The sequence below is a fragment of the Segatella copri genome (genome assembly GCF_009494395.1).
Classification (GTDB): domain Bacteria; phylum Bacteroidota; class Bacteroidia; order Bacteroidales; family Bacteroidaceae; genus Prevotella.
In genome coordinates this window covers 83,346-103,205 of the sequence record NZ_VZCB01000045.1, presented here as the reverse complement: position 1 = coordinate 103,205, position 19,860 = coordinate 83,346, and the positions used below count along the sequence as shown (strand labels likewise).

Here is a 19,860-nt window from a genome sequence, read left to right as displayed (position 1 = left end):
AAATGCTCAATTCAGTTGTTTGCTTCCCTAATTAAGTTTTCGGACGGTCTCCCCCTTATCCTGGAAGACATCCCGAAGATTACAGCGGAGGATTAACTCCGTGATTCCATGATGATGCAACACCGTATAATCATGTCCTTCCGGGATGATTGCTCCAGAAGTAGGTGTAAGAAATGGACGTAATGGGGCATCAGGAATCAGGTCTTTCAACCACTTTTCCAGGGTGATTTCACCTGCCTTCAAGTAATTGGAAAGAACACGGAAGTTATTTCGCATTCTTTTGTCTATCTGATCCAAAACCTTTTGCTGCTGGGCAACCGTGTTCTTTTCTTTCTTGTTTTCGTATGCCAAATCCGACATACCCTGATTGCGATAGACAGGCAATCTCTTTTGATAATCCAAAAAAAGAGTGCGCAATGTTTGACATGCATTCTCGGAAGGCTGTTTTGCCTGAAGATAACCAACCATCTGGTCGATGGCACGCCACACGCCCACAGCCTCTGCTTTCGGTCCCTTTGTTGCCTCATGCTCTACCTGCATATCGTATTGACGAACGTTGGAAAAACTGAGACAGAGATTATTACCAAATCGCACAAAAAGATGGCGGTCTTTCTTGCCCTTGTTCTTGATTTGCTTGACCACGCCAACCCAACCAGCCAAAGGTCCACTGAATATGCGGACGGTATCATTCTCCTGAATGAGGTCATCATATCGCTTATCTACTATACTCAGTCCCTCTATGCCATCTGCCACTTTATCACTGAAATAAATAAAATGCTCCATGTCTTCATCTGGAATAGTGGCAGTTTTGACAATGTCATCCGTGGATAAGTTCTTGACATCCTTACAAAGAAGATGTGCTCTTGAGACTAGCTTTTCTTTCTGTTGTTCGCCTGTTTCCAGACTACGGATGATATCTTCGTAGACGAAATACCCCCAAGGTGTCAGTATTTTCTTCAAAACCTTGATGCTGTCTGCCTTGATAAACAGCAAACCATATATCAACGGGCGAAAACGGAAGCGTTCTTCTCCCTGGGCATTGACATACTTCGTTCGGCATTTGGGCAGATAGACAAACTTCACTATGCCTGGATATGTTTTTTCAAGAAACTCTTTCGTTTTTTGTTCTTGAAATTTGTCTGTATTGACTATAAACCACATAATTTGAGTGAAGAGTGATGAATGAAGAGCGAAGAATGAAGAGCGAAGAAGGAAGAATGAAGAGTAGGTGAATGTTATCTTTAGTTGGCTGCTGAATATACCTCGGTTTCTCCTGAAAAGATTTCTCTCCCCGGATTATTAGGGTTGTGATATGTATCACAGCATTGAAAAATCAATAGACTAACTTCCACTAATCTTCAATACTTTTATGTCTTTCAGCCTTCTGCATACATGATGCAGGTAAGCCCGTGTTTAGCAAATTGTGTATCATACGCTTCGCTTATATGAAAGCCACACTTATATTATTATTATCTTCGTTCTTAAGAATCTCTACATAAGAGATATAGAATCTCCTTGCAAAAATACGAAAAATGTTGGAAACTAGCAAATTATGCGTGTTAAAAAATTAATATCGTTCTACGAAAATCAACATTTTTTTACTATTCTTTTCATATACAATCTTCTAAGTCGTTGATAGATAAAAGGTTTTCTGAATTTCTGTATCTTTTATGTAGAGATTCAGAAAAATTGGTTCATTTTGGTTCATTTTACGAAATCCCTCTTTTTATCCTTTTTTTGTGGCTCATAAAAATAATAGGGACACCTCTGTCTCTTTCAAAGAAACAAAGATGCCCCTATTTATCAAGGTATCAGAGTCAGCAGCTCATATACCTTTTTATTTTTTCTCTATCGCATCAAAGATGATATCTGCCATCTTCGCTGCTCCCTTGGCATTCGGATGAATACCATCATTCAGCATCATATCACCATAGGTATATGAAGTATGGAGATCGATGAACTGACACTTATTCTTTTTGGCGAGTTTCTTGATGATTGGCATTTCGCCATTCACAATCACGCTATCGTTGATAGTCCAAGTGTCCTTAAAGGCAGGTATCGGTGAACAGAGATAGATTTTCGGCTTACTAGGCAATGCCTTCAAGGTATCTATCATCGCCTGCATGCTCTGGCGATATTCATCTGCTCCGTGCACCCAATTATGAGTCTTGCTATCGTTGGTTCCCAACTTGATAATCACAATGTTAGGATTGAAAGCCTGCGCATCTCTCCACGCCAGTTCGTTCATGTAAGGCAAGTCACCCTTATTCATCATGGTACGGGCAGAAACACCAAAGTTCTTCACCTGATAACCATCCCCCAACTTCTTCTGCAAAACGGCAGGATATCCCTTGACAGGTGCCATTCCTATTCCAAAGCCATCGGTGATGGAATTACCGATACAAGCCACACGGACCGCATCCTCCTTTGGACCCTGGAAATGATTCAGCCAGGAAGTAAGGTCGTTTAACATCTGCTCGTGATAAGGGAAACCGTGAGCTGCATCACGGAAGCCCCAGCCATGACCGCAGGTAGGATAAACATGCATCGTACATTCATTACCCTCATTCCGCATGGCAGAATAATAAGCCACACCATTGGTAACCGGCGGAACCACCTCATCATCACTCGACATCAGGATAATGGCACGGGGAGTAAGATGGCGGCGAACTGCCTTATCATTAGACCATTCCTTCACCAGCTGAGGATTGGTCTTACGCTCCTCGCCCAGGAAATTGACACAGGAACCCTTATGGGTGATGCGCTCATCCATGGAAATGACCGGATAGAAGAGAATGGAGAAATTAGGACGGGCATCATATTCAGCATGCGTACTGACAGAAGAAGCCAGATGACCACCAGCCGAGAAGCCCATGATTCCCACATCCTCCTTATTGATATGCCAGACAGCAGCACTGTCACGAACCGTGCGCATAGCCTGATAGGCATCACTCAAAGGAATGTTACGGTCGCCCTTAGGCATACGATACTTCAACACAAAGAAAGCAATACCCTGCCTGTTGAAATATTCAGCCCACTGATGACCCTCATGATCCATTGCCAGATGAGAATAGCCACCACCAGGACAATCAACCACAGCACGACCTGAAGGGTTCTGAGGTAAATAACAAGTCAGCTCGCTCTGACCGTCAGCACTGTTTTTCAGTACGAATTTGCGGGCTGTAGATTGTGCCAATGCAGACAAAGCACATAACATCAGCACAGAAGAAATAACCATCTTTTTCATTGTCTTATCTTATTAGTTTCTTAAATCTCCGGCAAAGATACGCATTTTTTTGTTAATACTATGTTATATTTTCAACAATTTTCGGTTATTTTGTCCAAATCTCTTTGTCGTTTGTCGCTTTTTTATTATATTTGCAGCTATAATTTAAATATTGGCATTATTATGAAACAATTTTTCAAGAATGTAGCAGCCACCATCGTTGGTATCTTCGGATTCAGTATCATCATGGCGATACTCGGATTCATCTGCCTCATTGGTATGGTAGCAGCAAGCAGCAGCAAACCTTCACTGAAAGACAATTCGGTGATGGTGCTCAAGTTGCAGGGGCAGATCAGCGACAGAGTTGAGGACAACTGGCTGGGTGAACTGACAGGAGACAAGTTCAACAACCTTGGCATGAACAACATTCTCTCTGCCATCAAGAAGGCCAAGAATGAAGACAAGGTGAAGGGAATCTATCTGGAAACCGGTGTCCTGACTTCTGACTATGCGACACTTCAGGAAATTCGTGATGCACTGGCTGACTTCAAGAAGAGCGGCAAGTGGATCATCGCATACGGTGACCAATATACTCAAGGAGGCTATTACCTGGCATCTGTTGCCAACAAGGTCTACATCAACCCGGAAGGTATGGTAGACTGGCATGGTATTGCCTCGCAGACACAATATATAAAAGATGTGGCAGCTAAGTTTGGCGTTCATTTCAATATCGTAAAGGTGGGCAAGTACAAGAGCTTCACAGAAATGTATACCGAGGACAAGATGAGCGATGCCAACCGCGAGCAGGTTACCCGATACGTAACCGGACTCTGGCAGAAGGTGCTTACCGACGTCAGCAAGAGCCGCGGCATCAACAAGGATTCGCTGAACCATTATGCCGACGGTCTGATGGTATTTGAAGACAGCAAGCTCCTGAAGTCCCGCAAGATGGTAGACGGATTCTGCTATTACGATGAAATCAGGGACGTGGTCAAGAAGCAGCTCGGACTGAATACTGACGACAAGATCAAGCAAGTATCAATGGCTGACGTGAATGCTGCTATTGACGACAGCAATATCCTTGCCGACCAGATTGCCGTATATTACTGTTCCGGAAGCATTGTCAGCACAGCTACTCCTAGCCTCTACGGGAATGAAGAGCAGATTGTCAGCACCACGGTCATCAAAGACTTGCAGGCCCTGGGTGATGACGAGAGCATCAAGGCTGTTGTACTCCGCATCAATTCGGGCGGTGGCGACGCCTACGCTTCAGAGCAGATCTGGCGTGCCGTCAGTGAGTTGAACAAGAAGAAGCCTGTGGTGGTTTCCATGGGAGGAATGGCAGCATCAGGTGCATACTATATGAGTATGGGAGCCAGATATGTCATGGCACAGCCTACTACCCTGACCGGCAGTATCGGCATCTTCGGTGCCCTGCCAGACTTCAGCGAGCTGATGACCAAGAAGTTGGGATTCAAGTATGACGAGGTGAAGACCAACAAGAACAGCAGCTATGGAGCCGGAGGAAGCAGCCGTCCATGGACAGCCGACGAGATTGCCTGCATGCAAGGATACGTGAACCGCGGTTATGCCCTCTTCCGTAAGCGTGTAGCTGACGGCAGAAAGATGAGCGTGAACCAGGTAGAGAATATCGCACAGGGAAGAGTATGGTTGGGAACAGACGCCAAGAACATCAAGCTGATAGACGGTTTCGGCAGTCTGGACGATGCTGTTGCCAAGGCAGCCCAACTGGCAAAGATTTCAGACTATGGTACTACCGAGTATCCTATGGCAGCCGACTGGCTCACCCAGCTGATGGGCGAACTGTCGGGCAATGGCGGCAGCTATCTCGACGAACAGCTGCAGTTGACATTAGGCGACCTATACAAACCATTCATGCTGATTCGCAGCATCAAGGAGAAGGAGCCAGTGCAGGCAGCCATGCCATTCGTGCTCAATATACATTAATATATAATAAGGTGTAAAAAACAAAGGAGAGAGACATGAGAACAGAAGGTGATCTTATCAAGGTCAATGATTGGTTATTACCACTGAGTTGGATATACGGTTCCATCGTGAGATTCCGCAACTGGCTCTTCGACATCGGACTGAAGAAGAGCAGAGCATTCTCGATACCGGTTATCTCTGTGGGCAATATTACCGTGGGTGGTTCGGGAAAGACTCCCCATGTGGAATATCTTATCCGATTACTTCACGACAAAGTGAAAATTGCCGTACTATCTCGTGGCTACAAACGAAAGAGTCACGGCTATGTGCTAGCCGATGAAAATACCGAGATGACAGAGATTGGCGATGAACCCTTCCAGATGCACCAGAAATTCAAGGACATCTATGTTGCAGTAGATGCCAAAAGAGTAAGAGGTATTGACCATCTGCAGAACGACGGGGAAACCAAGAACGTGGATGTGGTATTGCTGGACGATGCCTTCCAACATCGCTATGTCAAGCCAGGCATCAACATCCTGCTGGTAGATTATCACCGTCTCATCATCTATGACAAGATGATGCCGGCAGGAAGGCTCCGCGAACCCCTGAGCGGAAAGAACCGTGCCGACATCGTGATCATCACCAAATGTCCGAAGGACCTGAAACCGATGGAGTTCAGAGTGCTGACCAAGGCGATGAACCTCTACCCTTTCCAGAAGCTCTACTTCACCTGCATTGACTATGATACCCCAAAGGGCGTATTCAACAGCAAGGAACTGAAGCCAAAGGAAATCAAGAGCGATGAAGAGGAAGAAGTGAAAGACCCTGCCCTGACGGGAATGACCGACTATCATGTGCTGCTCCTGACGGGTATTGCATCACCCAAACAGATGGAACACGACATCAAGCCAATGGCAAAGGGAGTACAGACCCTCTCCTTCGGTGACCACCATCAGTTTAAGCGCAAGGATATCGACCGCATCAACAGCACCTTCGAAGCCATGCCGGAACCTCGTATCATCATTACGACAGAAAAAGACGCCGTGAGACTGAGAGATACAGAGGGACTCTACGAAACTGTAAAAGAAAGCATGTATGAACTGCCTATCAAGGTAAGCTTCATGCTGGAGCAACAAGATAATTTTAACGAAAAAATCATTAGCTATGTACGAAAAAATTCAAGAAACAGCATCCTGGCTAAAAGAAAGGATGACAACAAGTCCGAAAACGGCAATCATTCTGGGAACCGGTCTAGGACAATTAGCTTCAGAAATAACTGATAGTTATGAATTTCCATACAGCGAGATACCCAACTTCCCGGTTTCTACCGTAGAAGGCCATGCCGGCAAGCTCATCTTCGGTAAGCTGGGCGGCAAGGACATCATGGCAATGGAAGGCAGATTCCATTACTATGAAGGATATAACATGAAGGAGGTTACCTTCCCTGAGCGCGTGATGCATGAACTGGGCATCGAGACCCTCTTCGTAAGCAATGCGTCTGGAGGTATGAATCCTGACTTCGAAATCGGTGACCTGATGATTATCGACGACCATATCAACTTCTTCCCAGAGCATCCGCTGCGGGGCAAGAACTTCCCTACCGGTCCCCGATTCCCTGACATGCACGAGGCTTACGACAAGCAGTTGCGTGATTTGGCTGACGAGATTGCCAAGGAGAAAGACATCCACATCAAGCATGGTGTATATGTAGGTGTTCAGGGTCCTACCTTTGAGACTCCTGCAGAGTATCGCATGTATCGCATCTTAGGCGGTGACGCAGTAGGTATGAGTACCGTACCAGAGGTTATCGTGGCTCGCCATAGCGGCATTAAGGTGTTCGGCATCAGTATCATCACCGACCTCGGTGGCTTCGACGTTCCTGTAGAGGTGAGCCATGAGGAGGTACAGATTGCAGCCAATGCCGCCCAGCCAAAGATGACTGAGATTATGCGAGAAATGATTCGCAGAAGCTAAAAGCTGGACTCCAGCTTTTTCCTGCTTCCGATGCTAATCATAAAGTTCAAAGTTAAACATTCAAAGTTCAAAGTAAAAAATTGGATATAGCAAAGTTGGGTGAATTTGGTCTCATCGACCATCTCACCAAAGGATATGAAAACAAAAACGCTTCTACCGTCTACGGTGTAGGCGATGACTGTGCCGTGATGCACTATCCGGACAAGGAAGTGCTCATTACTACAGACATGCTGATGGAGGGAGTACATTTCGACCTCACCTATATCGACATGCAGCACCTGGGTTACAAGAGTGCGATGGTGAACATCAGTGACATCTTCGCCATGAACGGAACCCCCAGACAGATGGTAGTAAGCATCGCATTGAGCAAGCGCTTCAAAGTTGAAGACCTGGATGATTTCTACAAAGGTCTGCGCATGGCTTGCGACAAATGGGGCATTGACATCGTGGGTGGAGATACCACCTCTTCGCTTACAGGTCTTGCCATCAGCATTACCTGCATCGGTGAGGCCAACAAAGAAGACATCGTTTACCGCAGTGGTGCGAAGGAGACCGACCTCATCTGCGTTTCGGGCGACTTAGGTGCAGCCTATATGGGACTTCAGTTGCTGGAGCGGGAAAAAGCAGTATACTACGGACAGGTGGAAGACATCCGCAAGAAGATGGCAGAAGCCAAGGCAAAGGGAGACGACCAAAAGCTGGCTGCCCTCAACCGAGACCTGGCAGAGATGCGCAACTTCCAGCCCGACTTTGCCGGCAAGGAATACTTACTGCAAAGACAGCTTCAACCGGAAGGACGTGGCGACATCATTGCCCAACTGAGAGAAGCAGGAATCCGTCCTACAGCCATGATGGACATCAGCGACGGACTGAGCAGTGAACTGATGCATATCTGCGAACAGAGTCATTGCGGATGCAGAGTGTACGAGAAGAACATCCCTATCGACTACCAGACAGCCGTACAGGCAGAGGAATTCAACATGAACCTCACCACCTGTGCCATGAACGGTGGCGAAGACTATGAACTTCTCTTCACAGTACCTATTGGTGACCATGCCAAAATCGAGGAGATGGAAGGCGTGAAGCAGATAGGCTACATCACCAAGGAGAGCCTGGGCAAATTCCTCATCACACGAGATGGTCAGGAATTCGAGCTCAAAGCTCAGGGTTGGAATCCTTTGAAAGACTAGATTTAGTTAATAAACATTAAGCAAGAGAAAATATTTCGTTTTCTCTTGCTCAATTTAAATTTTTATTGTACCTTTGCAACCGCAAAAGAAATGGTGCCATAGCTCAGTTGGTAGAGCAAAGGACTGAAAATCCTTGTGTCCCCGGTTCGATTCCTGGTGGTACCACTCCTCCTTTCATTTAGGCGGTTTCTAACTTCGGTTAGAGCCGCCTTTTTCGCATAAAGGAACTAACGAAACAGATATTACAAACAATATAAGCAATACTTAAAGACTTATGAAGAAGATTTTGATTTCTTTATTGGCAATCTTCGGAATGGCAACTACGGTATCTGCCATCGAAGCCAAAGACTACAGCAAGTATTATCAAAACTTGCCAGTACAAATGCAACAGCCTACTCTTCCTTCTATTCCTGACAACCACGTAAGTATTCTGGAATGTGGCGGCAATGGAGACGGACAGGCGATGAACACCCAAGCCTTTGCCAAGGCTATCAGCAAACTGAGCAAAATGGGCGGTGGTCATCTGAACGTGCCTGCAGGTATCTATCTCACAGGACTCATCTCTCTGAAAGACAACATCGACCTGCATCTGGAGAAGAATGCCATCATCGTATTCTCTGAAGACAAGAACGACCTCATCAAGATAGACGAAGAAACCGGAAAGAAGGAGAACCGCGCCACACCTGCCATCAATGCCAGCAAGCGCAAGAACATTTCCATCACCGGTGAAGGAACCATCGACGGAAACGGTGAATGGTGGAGACCGGTGAAGAGAAGCAAGGTGAGCGATGTGGAATGGAACCAGTTCAAGCAGATGGGTGGTACCCTCAACGAGAAAGGCGACATCTGGTATCCGCTCCATCTGAAACATACTCCAAATGTTGTTGACAACATTGATGACCAGGAAAAGGTACGCAACCACATGATCCGATTCACCAGTTGCGAAAACGTGCTGGTCCAGGGCGTCACGCTCCTGAACAGTCCCCGCTTCCACCTCATCCCTACCCGATGCAAGAACGTGATTATCGACGGTATTACCGTAAAATGTCCTTGGAATGCACAGAATGGTGATGCCATCGACATCTCAAGCTGCAAGGACGTACTCATCGTCAACAACATGGTAGATGCAGGTGATGACGGTATCTGCATGAAGGGTGGCGCAGGTGCTGCCGGTGTTGCTGCCGGTCCTTGTGAAAACATCAACATCCAGGACAACACCGTTTATCATGCCCATGGCGGTTTTGTCATCGGCAGTGAGTTCAGTGGCGGCATGAAGAACATCGTAGTACGCAACAACACCTTCCAGGGAACCGACGCCGGCCTGCGTTTCAAGAGTTCCGTGAAGAGGGGCGGTACATCAGAGAACATCTTCATCGACCATATCTATATGACCGATATTACAGGAGATGCCATCACCTTCGAGACCACCTACTGGGACAACCACGTGGGAGCAAAGAAGCAGGCAGCCCCAGTAAAACAGGAGTACCTGCCAAACTTCCAGGACATCCACATGAGCGACATCTATGTGCGTGGCTGCAAGAACGGTATCGTTGCCCACGGAGCAGAAGGTATGGTTCACGACATCACTGTCAAGAACGCATACATCTTCTACAACAACCAGGCACAGGATATTGACGATGCCTGCAAGATCAAGCTCGACAACGTACACTTTGCTACTTTCGCAAAGTAAAGCAAACGACTACTTCACTACGGTAAGTATCTGATTGCAGACCGTGAAGTGAATATCCATACCCTCATAAGGCATTCCATATACCTTATGAGGGTCTTTTTGATAATGCGGACGAGGATCTTGCGCCAGTACCTCTTTCAGAATCCCGATCTTTTCTTCCGTCATGCCCTGAGACAGCAGAAAGTTTTTTACCGTATCAGATATTTCTACCTGCAACTTATCCCACCTGCGTTCATCAACAAACCCGCTTCGGGCATCCGGATGACAATCGGCATATACCACATAAGGCTTGATATCATATATCGGAGTCATGTCCATGAGGTCGGCCCCTTTTACATGAATAACAGGTCCTTTACTGGTCTCCCACTCAATTCCCGAAATTCTGACAGACGACAATCCTATATTATTGGGACGAAAGGGACTGCGGGTAGCAAAGACTCCCACCTTCTCATTGCCCCCCAATACCGGAGGACGAACCACCGGACTATTGGCTTTGTGCTTATTGGCAGAAAATTCCCAAATCAGCCAAAGGTAGTCGAAACCCTCCATGCCACGAAGGGCATCAGGATTGCGATACTCCGGTTCAAAAACTATCTGACCTTCGAGTTCAGCCACCAGTCCAGCCTGCTTAGGAATACCAAACTTACTGCTGAACGGTGAGCGAAAATGTGCTATCGGTTTTATCTCCATATCTTCTCATTATTATACATTATAATATTAAGTACGAAAAAAGGAGATATTTATTTTGCAGTATGCATAAAAAAATGTACCTTTGCAATCAGAACAAATAACAGAAACAATGAAAATACAAAGACCATCGTATGAAATCTGGTTGCAGAAACCAGGAGAGCTCGGCGTCTATCAACAGATAGAACGCGCAGGAAGAGTTTGCTACAAAAGTGAGAACAACACAACCGATGATTCGGCAAAGCCTTTTGTCGGTCGCATGATAGAGAGTGAACATTATGCCATGCTGGAACATGGCACCATCTATCTTGTGTGCAACCACGGGGAGCTTCCACTTTATCTCAACAACAAGTTCTCCCGCTGCAACACCATCGATGGCAAGGACTACATCACCACCAACCTGAGAGTGTTGGCAGAAAACAAGGCGATGGACGACTTGAAATACCTCACCGACTATGAGGAAGGCAAACACGAGTTGCGCATCACGGTTCATTTCACTACCCAGATCAGTATTACCCGTGAATACAACCGTCACCGTGCCAACTCCATGGCAGAGCAGAGCACGAGATACTGCAACTATTCGAAGAACAAATTCGACAACGAAATAACCATCAACCTCCCTACATGGGTAGCGGCAGAAGGTTTCGACGGCTCAGAAGATCCCAGTGACTACCAGTTGTCCGACCTCTGTCTGGACATTGCAGAAAACCGTTCAGCAGAATGGAACAAGCTGACCACATGGATTTTTGCCAATGAAGCAGCCGAGTTTGCCTACATGCAACTGATAAAGGCCGGTTGCAAGCCACAAGAGGCACGTGCCATCTTACCATTGGATTGCAACACCGAGTTGGTTCACACCGCTTTCATCAGCGACTGGAAGCATTTCTTCGACCTTCGTGCCCTAGGCACAACAGGTGCTCCTCACCCAGATGCCAAGGTTCTCGCCTTGCCACTGATGGAGGAATTCAAGAAGAAGGGATATCTGAAATAAAGAACTTCCCCTTATACGAAAGTTTGGTTAAAAAACACAAAAAAGCACGGCAAAGAAGTAGATTTTCTATTTTTCGTACATAACGAATAGAATAATTTACTATATTTGCAACGTGTTTTTCATAGTATTAGATTTAAGGTTATCAAGGTTGGGGCTACAGCGGTAGCCCTTTTTCGTATCTGAAAGGTAGATACAGTATAGGTTTAGAGGTATCATTTTAAGTTTTTTGATGTTTTTTCTCAAAAAGTTTCCAAAAAATTTGGTGGAATCAAAAAAACATTGTACCTTTGCACCCGCTTAAGAAAACCAAGCTATAGTCATCCGACCGAATTTGGAGAGATGGTAGAGTGGTCGATTACAACGGTCTTGAAAACCGTCGTACCGAGAGGTACCGGGGGTTCGAATCCCTCTCTCTCCGCAAGAGCCTTCTGAAAGAAATTTCAGAAGGCTTTTTCATTTCTATACCCCCTTATCATTCTCCCCCTACTTTTCACTTTTAGCAGTAAGAATCAAAAAAAGTTGCCGAAATATTTGGTGGATTCAAAAAAATATCGTACCTTTGCACCCGCTTAAGAAAACCAAGCTATAGTCATCCGACCGAATTTGGAGAGATGGTAGAGTGGTCGATTACAACGGTCTTGAAAACCGTCGTACCGAGAGGTACCGGGGGTTCGAATCCCTCTCTCTCCGCAAGAGCCTTCTGAAAGAAATTTCAGAAGGCTTTTTTAGTATTTAGCTATACAATATATAATACCATATAAAAAGAAATGATGATAGATCGCTGTTACATAGAAATAACCAATACATGCAATCTCAACTGCCACTTCTGCCCTAAACATACCAGGGAAAAGAGACAGTTGACCGCAGAGGAATTCAACCAGCTCACAGACAAGCTCAAAGGCAAGGTATGCTTCCTTTATTTTCACCTGATGGGAGAACCACTGCTCCACCCTCTCCTGCCACAGTTTATCACGACGGCAAGAGAAAAGGGATTCAAGACTGTACTGACATCGAACGGAACCCTGCTGCATCGTGCCATGGAACTTCTCGATACACTTCCCCACAAAATACAACTCTCGCTACATTCGCACGAAAGCAATGCCAAGGGGGAACTGCCCAGCTATATGGACGAGGTGATGACCTTCTCTACACAAGCTGCTGCAAAGGGAACCTGCATCGTACTAAGACTTTGGAACCAGGGCGGAAGAGACAAGGAAAACGAAGAAGTAATGAGACTCATCGAAAAATATGCTCCTAAACCCTGGAAGGAACGCCCAGACGGTTACCGCCTCTGCGACAACCTTTATCTGGAATTCGACAGAAAATTCGAATGGCCCAACTTCGAAAACGATATCAGGAACAGCAAGAACGAAGAAGAAAAGAAACGGGAAGTTTTCTGCAAGGCTTTAATCAAACAGATTGGCGTACTTGCAGACGGCACCCTGGTGCCTTGCTGTCTGGACCATAACGGAGATATTGCACTGGGAAATCTCCTGCATCAATCCCTGGAAGAGATTCTTTCTTCAGAAAGAGCCCAAGCTATGATAGAGGGGTTCAAGCACCATACGGCAACCGAAGCCCTCTGCGAAAACTGCGAGTCGGCATTGGTAAAAAACAGTTTTCGAGGCAAGGCAAGAAGCTGACATGAAACTTTATCGCAAAAATATTTGGTTATTTCAAATATAAATCGTACATTTGCAACGATTTTATGTCGCAAGAAACGACAGTATATTTTTAACAATAATAGAACATAATGAAAAAACTAATGACCATTATTGTTGCCATCTTCTGTATGGCACAATTGTATGCAGTCAGTCCAGTAAAACAATGGGGACAACTGCAGGTAAAGGGAGCGCAACTATGCGACCAGAGTGGAAACCCTGTAGTATTGAGAGGCGTGAGCCTGGGATGGCACAACATCTGGCCCCGATTCTACAACAAGCAAGCCGTAAAATGGCTCGCCACTGACTGGCATGCCAACATCATCCGTGCAGCGATGGGCATTCAGATAGAAGACAACTATCTGGAGAACCCTGACTTTGCCATGAAATGCATCACGCAGGTAGTAGATGCCGCCATCAAGAACGGCACATACGTAATCATCGACTGGCACGCACACAAAATGCACACAGAGGAAGCCAAAGCCTTCTTCGGCAAGATGGCACAGAAATACGGTAAGTATCCAAACGTACTCTATGAACTCTACAACGAACCCGTAGAGGACAAATGGGAAGACCTGAAGGTCTACGCCAAGACCATCATTACCGAAATCAGGAAATATGATCCAGACAACATCATACTGATGGGTTGCCCACATTGGGATCAGGACATCGATCTTGTTGCTAAAAGTCCTATCGACGGTGTAAGCAATGTGATGTATACCCTGCATTTCTATGCAGCAACACACAAGGACTATCTGCGCGACAAGCTAGAAGCAGCCGTAAAGAGCGGACTTCCTGTATTCGTATCAGAATGCGCCGGCATGGAAGCATCCGGCAACGGTCCTCTGGCTCCAGAGGAATACCAGAAATGGCTCGATGTCATGGAGAAGAACAAGGTGAGCTGGGTAAACTGGTCGGTAAGCGACAAAGACGAAACCTGCTCCATGCTCCTACCTCGTGCCAAGGCTACAGGCAACTGGACTCCAGACCTTATCAAGCCATGGGGCAAAATGGTAAAGGAAGCATTGACAAAATACAATAATTAGCCACTTGGTACACTCCTGTCAAGCAAGAGTGTACCAAGTTTTTTTATATTTAACCAACAGGAGTAAGAAATGAAATACTACACAGCATTAACAATAGCCGGTTCTGACAGTTGTGGAGGAGCTGGTATCCAGGCAGACATCAAGACCATGTCAGCCTTAGGCGTATACGCAGCTTCTGCCATTACAGCCATCACCGTACAGAACACCAAGGGGGTATATGGCATACAGAACGTAGAGCCGGAAATCGTGAAAGGACAGATAGAAGCCGTGATGGACGACATCCAACCGGATGCCATCAAGATAGGAATGGTCAATGACCGTGACACCATCAAAGCCATTGCCAATACCCTCAAGAAGTATCAGGGAAAATACCAGCATCTCGTTATTGACCCGGTAATGGTATCTACCAGCGGATGCCGACTCATGCAGGAGGATGCCCTGGATATCTTCATCTCAGAGCTTCTGCCTCTTGCCACATTACTGACACCCAACATTCCCGAAGCAGAGATTCTGGCAGAAATGAAAATCCAGAATGCAGAAGACATCAAGACCGCAGCCTCAGCCATCAGCAAACTGGGATGCAAATTCGTACTTATCAAAGGTGGTCACTTCGACGGAAAAGAAAAGATAGACTATCTCTTCGAAGAAGGAAAACTCATCACCAGCTATCGGGGTCTCAGCATCAACACCCGCAATACCCACGGTACCGGCTGCACCCTGTCATCTGCCATCACATCTTATCTGGCAAAGGAAATGGACATGAATACCGCCATTGCCATGGCTAAGACTTACCTGTCTGGAGCCATTCTCGCCGGAAAAGACGTAAAAATAGGAGATGGACACGGTCCGGTAAACCATTTCTACGAACCCAAGACACTTTCTACCAAATAGATAAAAAGCAAATGACATGAAATGGATAGTTATCACCTTGCCTGAATTCATCAGAAACGAAGCAGGCTACATAGAACAGTTATTTGAAAGCGGTATCGATCTTCTACATCTCCGTAAACCCGAAGCCAGCCTGGAGGATTATGAGAATCTAATACAGAAGATCGATGCCAAATGGTATCCGCAGATAGTCATACATGAACATTTTGAACTCTGCGAGAAATATCATCTTCATGGAATTCATCTCAACAAGCGCAATTCCGGGATTCCCAAAGATTATAAAGGACACATTTCCCGTTCATGCCATAACTTCCAGGAAGTAACGGCTGCACTAAACATACCCAACAAGGAAAATCCCGAAGAAAACGCTCCTGCATCCAAGTCTATCTACGACTATGTGTTCCTAAGTCCAATCTTTGACAGCATCTCGAAGAAAGGCTACCACCACACCTTTACCAACAAGGATCTGGAAGACGCAGCCTACAATGGCATCATCAACGAAAAAGTTGTAGCTTTAGGAGGAGTCATCCCCCAGTTTATCCCGCAATTGAGAGCCTGGAACTTTGGTGGTGCGGCATTCCTGGGGGCAGTATGGAACGAGCGGCACAAATACGATTGGCCCGATTATCTGAACGACATCAAGAAAAGGCTTACACCTTCAAAGGCAAAGAACACACTTAATGGTTCAAATATTTGGTAGTTAGCCAAAATAATTGTACTTTTGCACCCATGATTTATCCAGATAATTTTGAAAACAAGATAGGATTCAACGAAATCCGCAAGATGTTACGCGAAAGATGCCTCTCTCCACTTGGTAAAGAACAAGTGGACAAGATGGCATTCAGCGATGAAGCTGAAGAAGTAAACGAATGGCTCATGCAGGTGCGTGAGTTCCGCAGACTGATGGAGGAAGTAGAAGACTTTCCCCTGCAGTATTTCTATGACGTCAGAGAAAGTATCCTCCGCATCCGAGTAGAAAACACCCACTTGGAAGAAGACGAGCTTTTCGATTTGAGACGTTCGCTTGCAACCATCGCAGGCATGGTAAAGATTCTGAATCATAGTGATGAAGACGACGGGCACGCAGAACCGGAAGACGGCTGGCGCAGAGAAAAGAAATACCCTTACCCTGCCCTACACCGACTGTCACAAAACGTGATGACCTTTCCGCAGCTGATTCAGAGAATAGACCAAATCCTTGACAAATTTGGAAAGATACGAGATAATGCGACCCCGGAACTCCTCCAGATCAGAAGAGAACTGGCAAAGACTGAAGGCAGTATCTCCCGTACATTATATAGTATATTACGAACTGCCCAAAGTGAAGGTGTTGTTGAGAAAGACGTGACTCCTACCCTCCGTGACGGCAGACTGGTAATACCGGTTATCCCTACCTTGAAAAGAAAGATCAAAGGTATCGTACACGACGAGAGTGCTACGGGTAAAACCGTCTTCATCGAACCGACCGAAGTGGTAGAAGCCAACAACCGTGTGCGTGAACTGGAAGGTGAAGAAAGAAAGGAGATTATCCGCATCCTTACCGATTTCACCAACAAGGTTCGTCCTTTCTCAAAGGAGATTCTTGACAGTTACCGCTTCCTTGCCATCATCGACCTGATTCAGGCGAAACAAAAGCTGGCAGATACCTTCAAAGCTATCGAGCCTGAGGTAGAAGACCATCCGCACGTAGACTGGATCCGAGCTATCCACCCTCTGCTCCAGCAGTCATTACAGAAGAAAAATGAAAAGGTAGTACCTTTAGACATCACACTGACCAAGGAAAAGCGTATCCTGATCATTTCCGGTCCGAATGCCGGAGGTAAATCCGTATGCTTAAAGACAGTGGGACTGCTCCAATATATGCTGCAATGCGGACTGAGTATCCCCGTAAGTGAGAGATCAAAGACAGGTGTATTCAAAAACATCATGATTGATATTGGTGACGAACAGAGCCTGGAGAACGACCTCAGTACGTATTCATCCCACCTCCTGAACATGAAAAATATGATGAAAGCCGCCAATAGCGACACCATCATATTGATAGATGAGTTTGGTACCGGTACAGAACCGGGTATCGGAGGAGCCATCGCAGAGGCAGTACTCGATAAATTCTGCAAGCAACAGGCTTATGGAGTCATCACGACCCACTATCAGAACCTGAAACATTTTGCAGACAGTCATGAAGGTGTGGTTAATGGTGCCATGCTCTACGACCGTCATGAGATGAAAGCACTCTTCCAGTTAGCCATTGGCCGTCCGGGCTCTTCTTTTGCCATCGAAATAGCAAGAAAGATCGGATTGCCAGAAGAGGTTATCAAAGAAGCTTCAGACATCGTAGGTTCAGAATATATCCAGAGCGACAAGTACCTCCAGGACATTGTCCGTGACAAGCGATACTGGGAGAACAAACGCCAGAATATCCACCAACGAGAGAAGGATATGGAAAAAACCATCTCCAAGTATGAAAGTGATATTGAGGATATCGAACGAAGCAGAAAAGCCATTCTCAAGAAAGCCAAGGAAGAAGCTGCAGAACTCCTGAAGGAAAGTAACAAGAAGATTGAGAATGCCATCAGAGAGATTCGAGAGAGTCAGGCAGAGAAGGAGGAAACCCGCCGCATCCGTCAGGAACTCGATGCCTTCAAACAGGAGGTTCAGGAGATTGACACCAAGGAATCGGATGACAAGATAGCCCGCAAGATAGCCCAGATTCAGCAGCGCAAGGAGCGGCATGCCAAGCGACAGGCTGAAAAGAAGGAGACCCAGGAGAAGGCTGCGGCAGCCCTGCGTAATGCACAGAACAAGGTGCAGGCTGAAAGCAAACGGGAGATAGAAGCCGGTGATACGGTTCGTATCAAAGGATTGACAACTATCGGAAAAGTGGAAAGCATCAACGGTGATACCGCTACTGCCGTATTCGGAGGTATGAGAACCAAAATGCGTCTGAACAGACTGGAGCATGCTACGGCTACAGTAGAGAATGTGGACAAGACCGAGGAACGCAAAGAAAACCTTGCCTCTTACGGTATCAGCAAGGAAACCAGAAAAACCATTGATGCCCACAAGACCAACTTCCATCAGGATTTGGATGTAAGAGGCATGCGTGGTGATGAAGCATTGAATGCTGTACAGTATTTTATAGATGATGCCATCCTGGTAGGTATGCCACGTGTCCGCATCCTTCATGGAAAGGGCAACGGTATCCTCAGACAACTCATCCGCCAATATTTGAGTAGCGTCCCTAATGTGACCCATTATGCAGATGAGCATGTACAGTTTGGCGGTGCAGGAATCACGGTGGTAGACTTTTAAGTGAAGAGTGAAGAGTGAAGAATTCAATTGCTTCTTCCTCTTAAATATAATAAGGTGAAGTATGGAAAAGGAGGCAAATCCTGCCTCCTTTTTCTAAATAAACGTTAACAAACAAAACTTTTTCTGCAAAACATTTGGCAGGATAAGAAAAAAGCAGTACCTTTGCACTCGCTTAAAAGCAATAGCCGCTTTCAAGTTTATGAGACGGACAAGTCTCATACGACCAGCTCCCTCGGAATCCCCCAGGATGGGAACATAGCAAGGGTACTTGGTTGTAGCGGTGCGATATGAATCGCTTGTCCACCCGCCTCTTTAGCTCAGTTGGCCAGAGCACGTGATTTGTAATCTCGGGGTCGTTGGTTCGAATCCGACAAGAGGCTCAAAAAGGAATCTTCTTTCAGAAGGTTCCTTTTTTTATTTTATCTAAGTTTGGCACAACCGAAACAAAAGTTTCCCGACGCATTGAAGTGTACAAAACAAACAGAAACATATATTTTTCTATCTTTCAAGGCGTTCTATCTTTAATTATATATAAATATTTTCACCCTTTACACCTTATATAATAAAAAAGTTGTATTTTTGCAAATTGATATATTACATTCGCAGAAATACATTATAACAATGAATACAGAAAATAACGAAAATCAAGAAGAGAAGAAGACAGACGAACAGACGCAAAAGGTTAAGATCTACGTCATCGATACGGGTAAGATCAAACAAACCAAAGCGTTTGCCCGTCAAGATGGAGCAATTCTTGGCATCGTATGGATAGCCAGCTTCGTCTGCACCATGATGGCAGTAGAACCAAAGTACCAGATGCTGGGGTTACTATCCAACATTCTGATTATCTCTACCCCATTCGTGGTAGCAAAGAGATTGAAGTATTTCCGTGACTTCGTAAGAGAGGGACATATTTCTTTCAGACACGGATTATACTATTGCATCCAGACATTCTTCTATGCTACCCTACTGCTCACCATCGTGCAGTATCTCTGGTTCCGATTCATGGATACAGGCATGTTTATGACTCAGCTTCAAACCAACTACCAGATGATAGCACAGGCTTATCAGTTGACAGCACAGGAAACAAAAGCTCTCTTCGATGCCATCTCTATGATGAAACCAATAGCATGGGCATCCATGTTTATGATTACCGACCTGGTTGCTGGAGCAATACTCAGTCCGATACTTGCTGCCATATTCGCCAAAAAGAAAATAGCCAATTAGGTTTCAGATAAAAAAATAAAT

The 19,860-nt window shown here is 45.7% G+C and carries 15 protein-coding genes and 4 tRNA genes; 16 read left to right on the top strand and 3 right to left on the bottom strand.

Annotated elements, in window-relative coordinates; genetic code table 11:
• Window positions 1–27: 27 nt before the first annotated feature.
• Both F7D73_RS05095 and axeA1 read right to left on the bottom strand, forming a co-directional pair.
• A complete protein-coding gene (locus F7D73_RS05095) occupies window positions 28–1,083 on the bottom strand; it encodes a hypothetical protein (protein ID WP_153122711.1) in 1,056 nt (351 codons plus the stop codon).
• Window positions 1,084–1,837: 754 nt separating this feature from the next.
• Complete coding sequence (gene axeA1 / locus F7D73_RS05090; protein WP_153122697.1) at window positions 1,838–3,247, bottom strand: acetylxylan esterase AxeA1; 1,410 nt, start codon at window positions 3,245–3,247, stop codon at window positions 1,838–1,840.
• A gap of 162 nt (window positions 3,248–3,409) precedes the next feature.
• On the opposite strand from axeA1, the gene sppA reads away from it, so the two are divergent.
• The 6 genes from sppA (at window position 3,410) to F7D73_RS05060 (ending at window position 10,027) form a co-directional block, all read left to right on the top strand.
• Window positions 3,410–5,194, top strand: a complete 1,785-nt coding sequence (gene sppA / locus F7D73_RS05085) for a signal peptide peptidase SppA (protein WP_153122695.1) — start codon at window positions 3,410–3,412, stop codon at window positions 5,192–5,194.
• A 35-nt stretch (window positions 5,195–5,229) separates the two neighbouring features.
• Complete coding sequence (lpxK, locus tag F7D73_RS05080) at window positions 5,230–6,453, top strand: tetraacyldisaccharide 4'-kinase (RefSeq protein WP_153122693.1); 1,224 nt, start codon at window positions 5,230–5,232, stop codon at window positions 6,451–6,453.
• A complete protein-coding gene (locus F7D73_RS05075; RefSeq protein ID WP_153122691.1) occupies window positions 6,338–7,147 on the top strand; it encodes a purine-nucleoside phosphorylase in 810 nt (269 codons plus the stop codon). The genes lpxK and F7D73_RS05075 overlap by 116 nt, the downstream gene beginning before the upstream one ends.
• A gap of 80 nt (window positions 7,148–7,227) precedes the next feature.
• Window positions 7,228–8,337 (top strand): thiamine-phosphate kinase, encoded by a 1,110-nt coding sequence (gene thiL / locus F7D73_RS05070; RefSeq protein ID WP_153122689.1) that lies wholly within the window; start codon window positions 7,228–7,230, stop codon window positions 8,335–8,337.
• Between the two features lie 92 nt (window positions 8,338–8,429).
• Window positions 8,430–8,502: transfer RNA gene (locus F7D73_RS05065), tRNA-Phe, on the top strand.
• A 109-nt stretch (window positions 8,503–8,611) separates the two neighbouring features.
• Window positions 8,612–10,027 carry a glycoside hydrolase family 28 protein gene (locus F7D73_RS05060; protein WP_153122687.1) on the top strand — a complete coding sequence of 472 codons (1,416 nt, stop codon included), beginning with the start codon at window positions 8,612–8,614 and terminating at the stop codon, window positions 10,025–10,027.
• Window positions 10,028–10,036: 9 nt separating this feature from the next.
• On the opposite strand, the gene tsaA is transcribed toward F7D73_RS05060, so the two are convergent.
• A complete protein-coding gene (gene tsaA, locus F7D73_RS05055) occupies window positions 10,037–10,717 on the bottom strand; it encodes a tRNA (N6-threonylcarbamoyladenosine(37)-N6)-methyltransferase TrmO (RefSeq protein ID WP_153122685.1) in 681 nt (226 codons plus the stop codon).
• A 109-nt stretch (window positions 10,718–10,826) separates the two neighbouring features.
• Between tsaA and F7D73_RS05050 the strand changes: the two genes are divergently transcribed.
• The 10 genes from F7D73_RS05050 (at window position 10,827) to F7D73_RS05005 (ending at window position 19,839) form a co-directional block, all read left to right on the top strand.
• The gene (locus F7D73_RS05050) at window positions 10,827–11,705 is read left to right on the top strand and encodes an FAD-dependent thymidylate synthase (RefSeq protein WP_153122683.1); all 879 of its coding nucleotides are present in this window, start codon (window positions 10,827–10,829) and stop codon (window positions 11,703–11,705) included.
• Window positions 11,706–12,038: 333 nt separating this feature from the next.
• A tRNA-Ser gene (locus F7D73_RS05045) sits at window positions 12,039–12,123 on the top strand.
• Window positions 12,124–12,310: 187 nt separating this feature from the next.
• A tRNA-Ser gene (locus F7D73_RS05040) sits at window positions 12,311–12,395 on the top strand.
• Window positions 12,396–12,472: 77 nt separating this feature from the next.
• On the top strand, window positions 12,473–13,348 hold the full coding sequence (locus F7D73_RS05035; protein WP_153122681.1) for a radical SAM/SPASM domain-containing protein: 876 nt from the start codon (window positions 12,473–12,475) through the stop codon (window positions 13,346–13,348).
• 110 nt (window positions 13,349–13,458) lie between these two features.
• Entirely contained in the window at window positions 13,459–14,412 is a 954-nt protein-coding gene (locus F7D73_RS05030) for a glycoside hydrolase family 5 protein (protein ID WP_153122679.1), read from the top strand.
• A 69-nt stretch (window positions 14,413–14,481) separates the two neighbouring features.
• A complete protein-coding gene (gene thiD / locus F7D73_RS05025) occupies window positions 14,482–15,303 on the top strand; it encodes a bifunctional hydroxymethylpyrimidine kinase/phosphomethylpyrimidine kinase (protein WP_153122677.1) in 822 nt (273 codons plus the stop codon).
• 16 nt (window positions 15,304–15,319) lie between these two features.
• Window positions 15,320–16,000 carry a thiamine phosphate synthase gene (locus tag F7D73_RS05020; RefSeq protein ID WP_153122675.1) on the top strand — a complete coding sequence of 227 codons (681 nt, stop codon included), beginning with the start codon at window positions 15,320–15,322 and terminating at the stop codon, window positions 15,998–16,000.
• A gap of 29 nt (window positions 16,001–16,029) precedes the next feature.
• A complete protein-coding gene (locus F7D73_RS05015) occupies window positions 16,030–18,612 on the top strand; it encodes an endonuclease MutS2 (RefSeq protein WP_153122673.1) in 2,583 nt (860 codons plus the stop codon).
• 306 nt (window positions 18,613–18,918) lie between these two features.
• Window positions 18,919–18,992: transfer RNA gene (locus tag F7D73_RS05010), tRNA-Thr, on the top strand.
• A 241-nt stretch (window positions 18,993–19,233) separates the two neighbouring features.
• Window positions 19,234–19,839, top strand: a complete 606-nt coding sequence (locus F7D73_RS05005; protein ID WP_153122671.1) for a DUF4199 domain-containing protein — start codon at window positions 19,234–19,236, stop codon at window positions 19,837–19,839.
• The last annotated feature ends 21 nt before the right edge of the window (window positions 19,840–19,860 follow it).

Coding starts and splice junctions, on each gene's coding strand:
- axeA1 (WP_153122697.1), bottom strand. CDS start 3,247: ATGAAAAAGATGGTTATTTCTTCTGTGCTGATGTTATGTGCTTTGTCT.
- sppA (WP_153122695.1), top strand. CDS start 3,410: ATGAAACAATTTTTCAAGAATGTAGCAGCCACCATCGTTGGTATCTTC.
- lpxK (WP_153122693.1), top strand. CDS start 5,230: ATGAGAACAGAAGGTGATCTTATCAAGGTCAATGATTGGTTATTACCA.
- F7D73_RS05075 (WP_153122691.1), top strand. CDS start 6,338: ATGTACGAAAAAATTCAAGAAACAGCATCCTGGCTAAAAGAAAGGATG.
- F7D73_RS05060 (WP_153122687.1), top strand. CDS start 8,612: ATGAAGAAGATTTTGATTTCTTTATTGGCAATCTTCGGAATGGCAACT.
- tsaA (WP_153122685.1), bottom strand. CDS start 10,717: ATGGAGATAAAACCGATAGCACATTTTCGCTCACCGTTCAGCAGTAAG.
- F7D73_RS05050 (WP_153122683.1), top strand. CDS start 10,827: ATGAAAATACAAAGACCATCGTATGAAATCTGGTTGCAGAAACCAGGA.
- F7D73_RS05035 (WP_153122681.1), top strand. CDS start 12,473: ATGATGATAGATCGCTGTTACATAGAAATAACCAATACATGCAATCTC.
- F7D73_RS05030 (WP_153122679.1), top strand. CDS start 13,459: ATGAAAAAACTAATGACCATTATTGTTGCCATCTTCTGTATGGCACAA.
- thiD (WP_153122677.1), top strand. CDS start 14,482: ATGAAATACTACACAGCATTAACAATAGCCGGTTCTGACAGTTGTGGA.
- F7D73_RS05020 (WP_153122675.1), top strand. CDS start 15,320: ATGAAATGGATAGTTATCACCTTGCCTGAATTCATCAGAAACGAAGCA.
- F7D73_RS05015 (WP_153122673.1), top strand. CDS start 16,030: ATGATTTATCCAGATAATTTTGAAAACAAGATAGGATTCAACGAAATC.
- F7D73_RS05005 (WP_153122671.1), top strand. CDS start 19,234: ATGAATACAGAAAATAACGAAAATCAAGAAGAGAAGAAGACAGACGAA.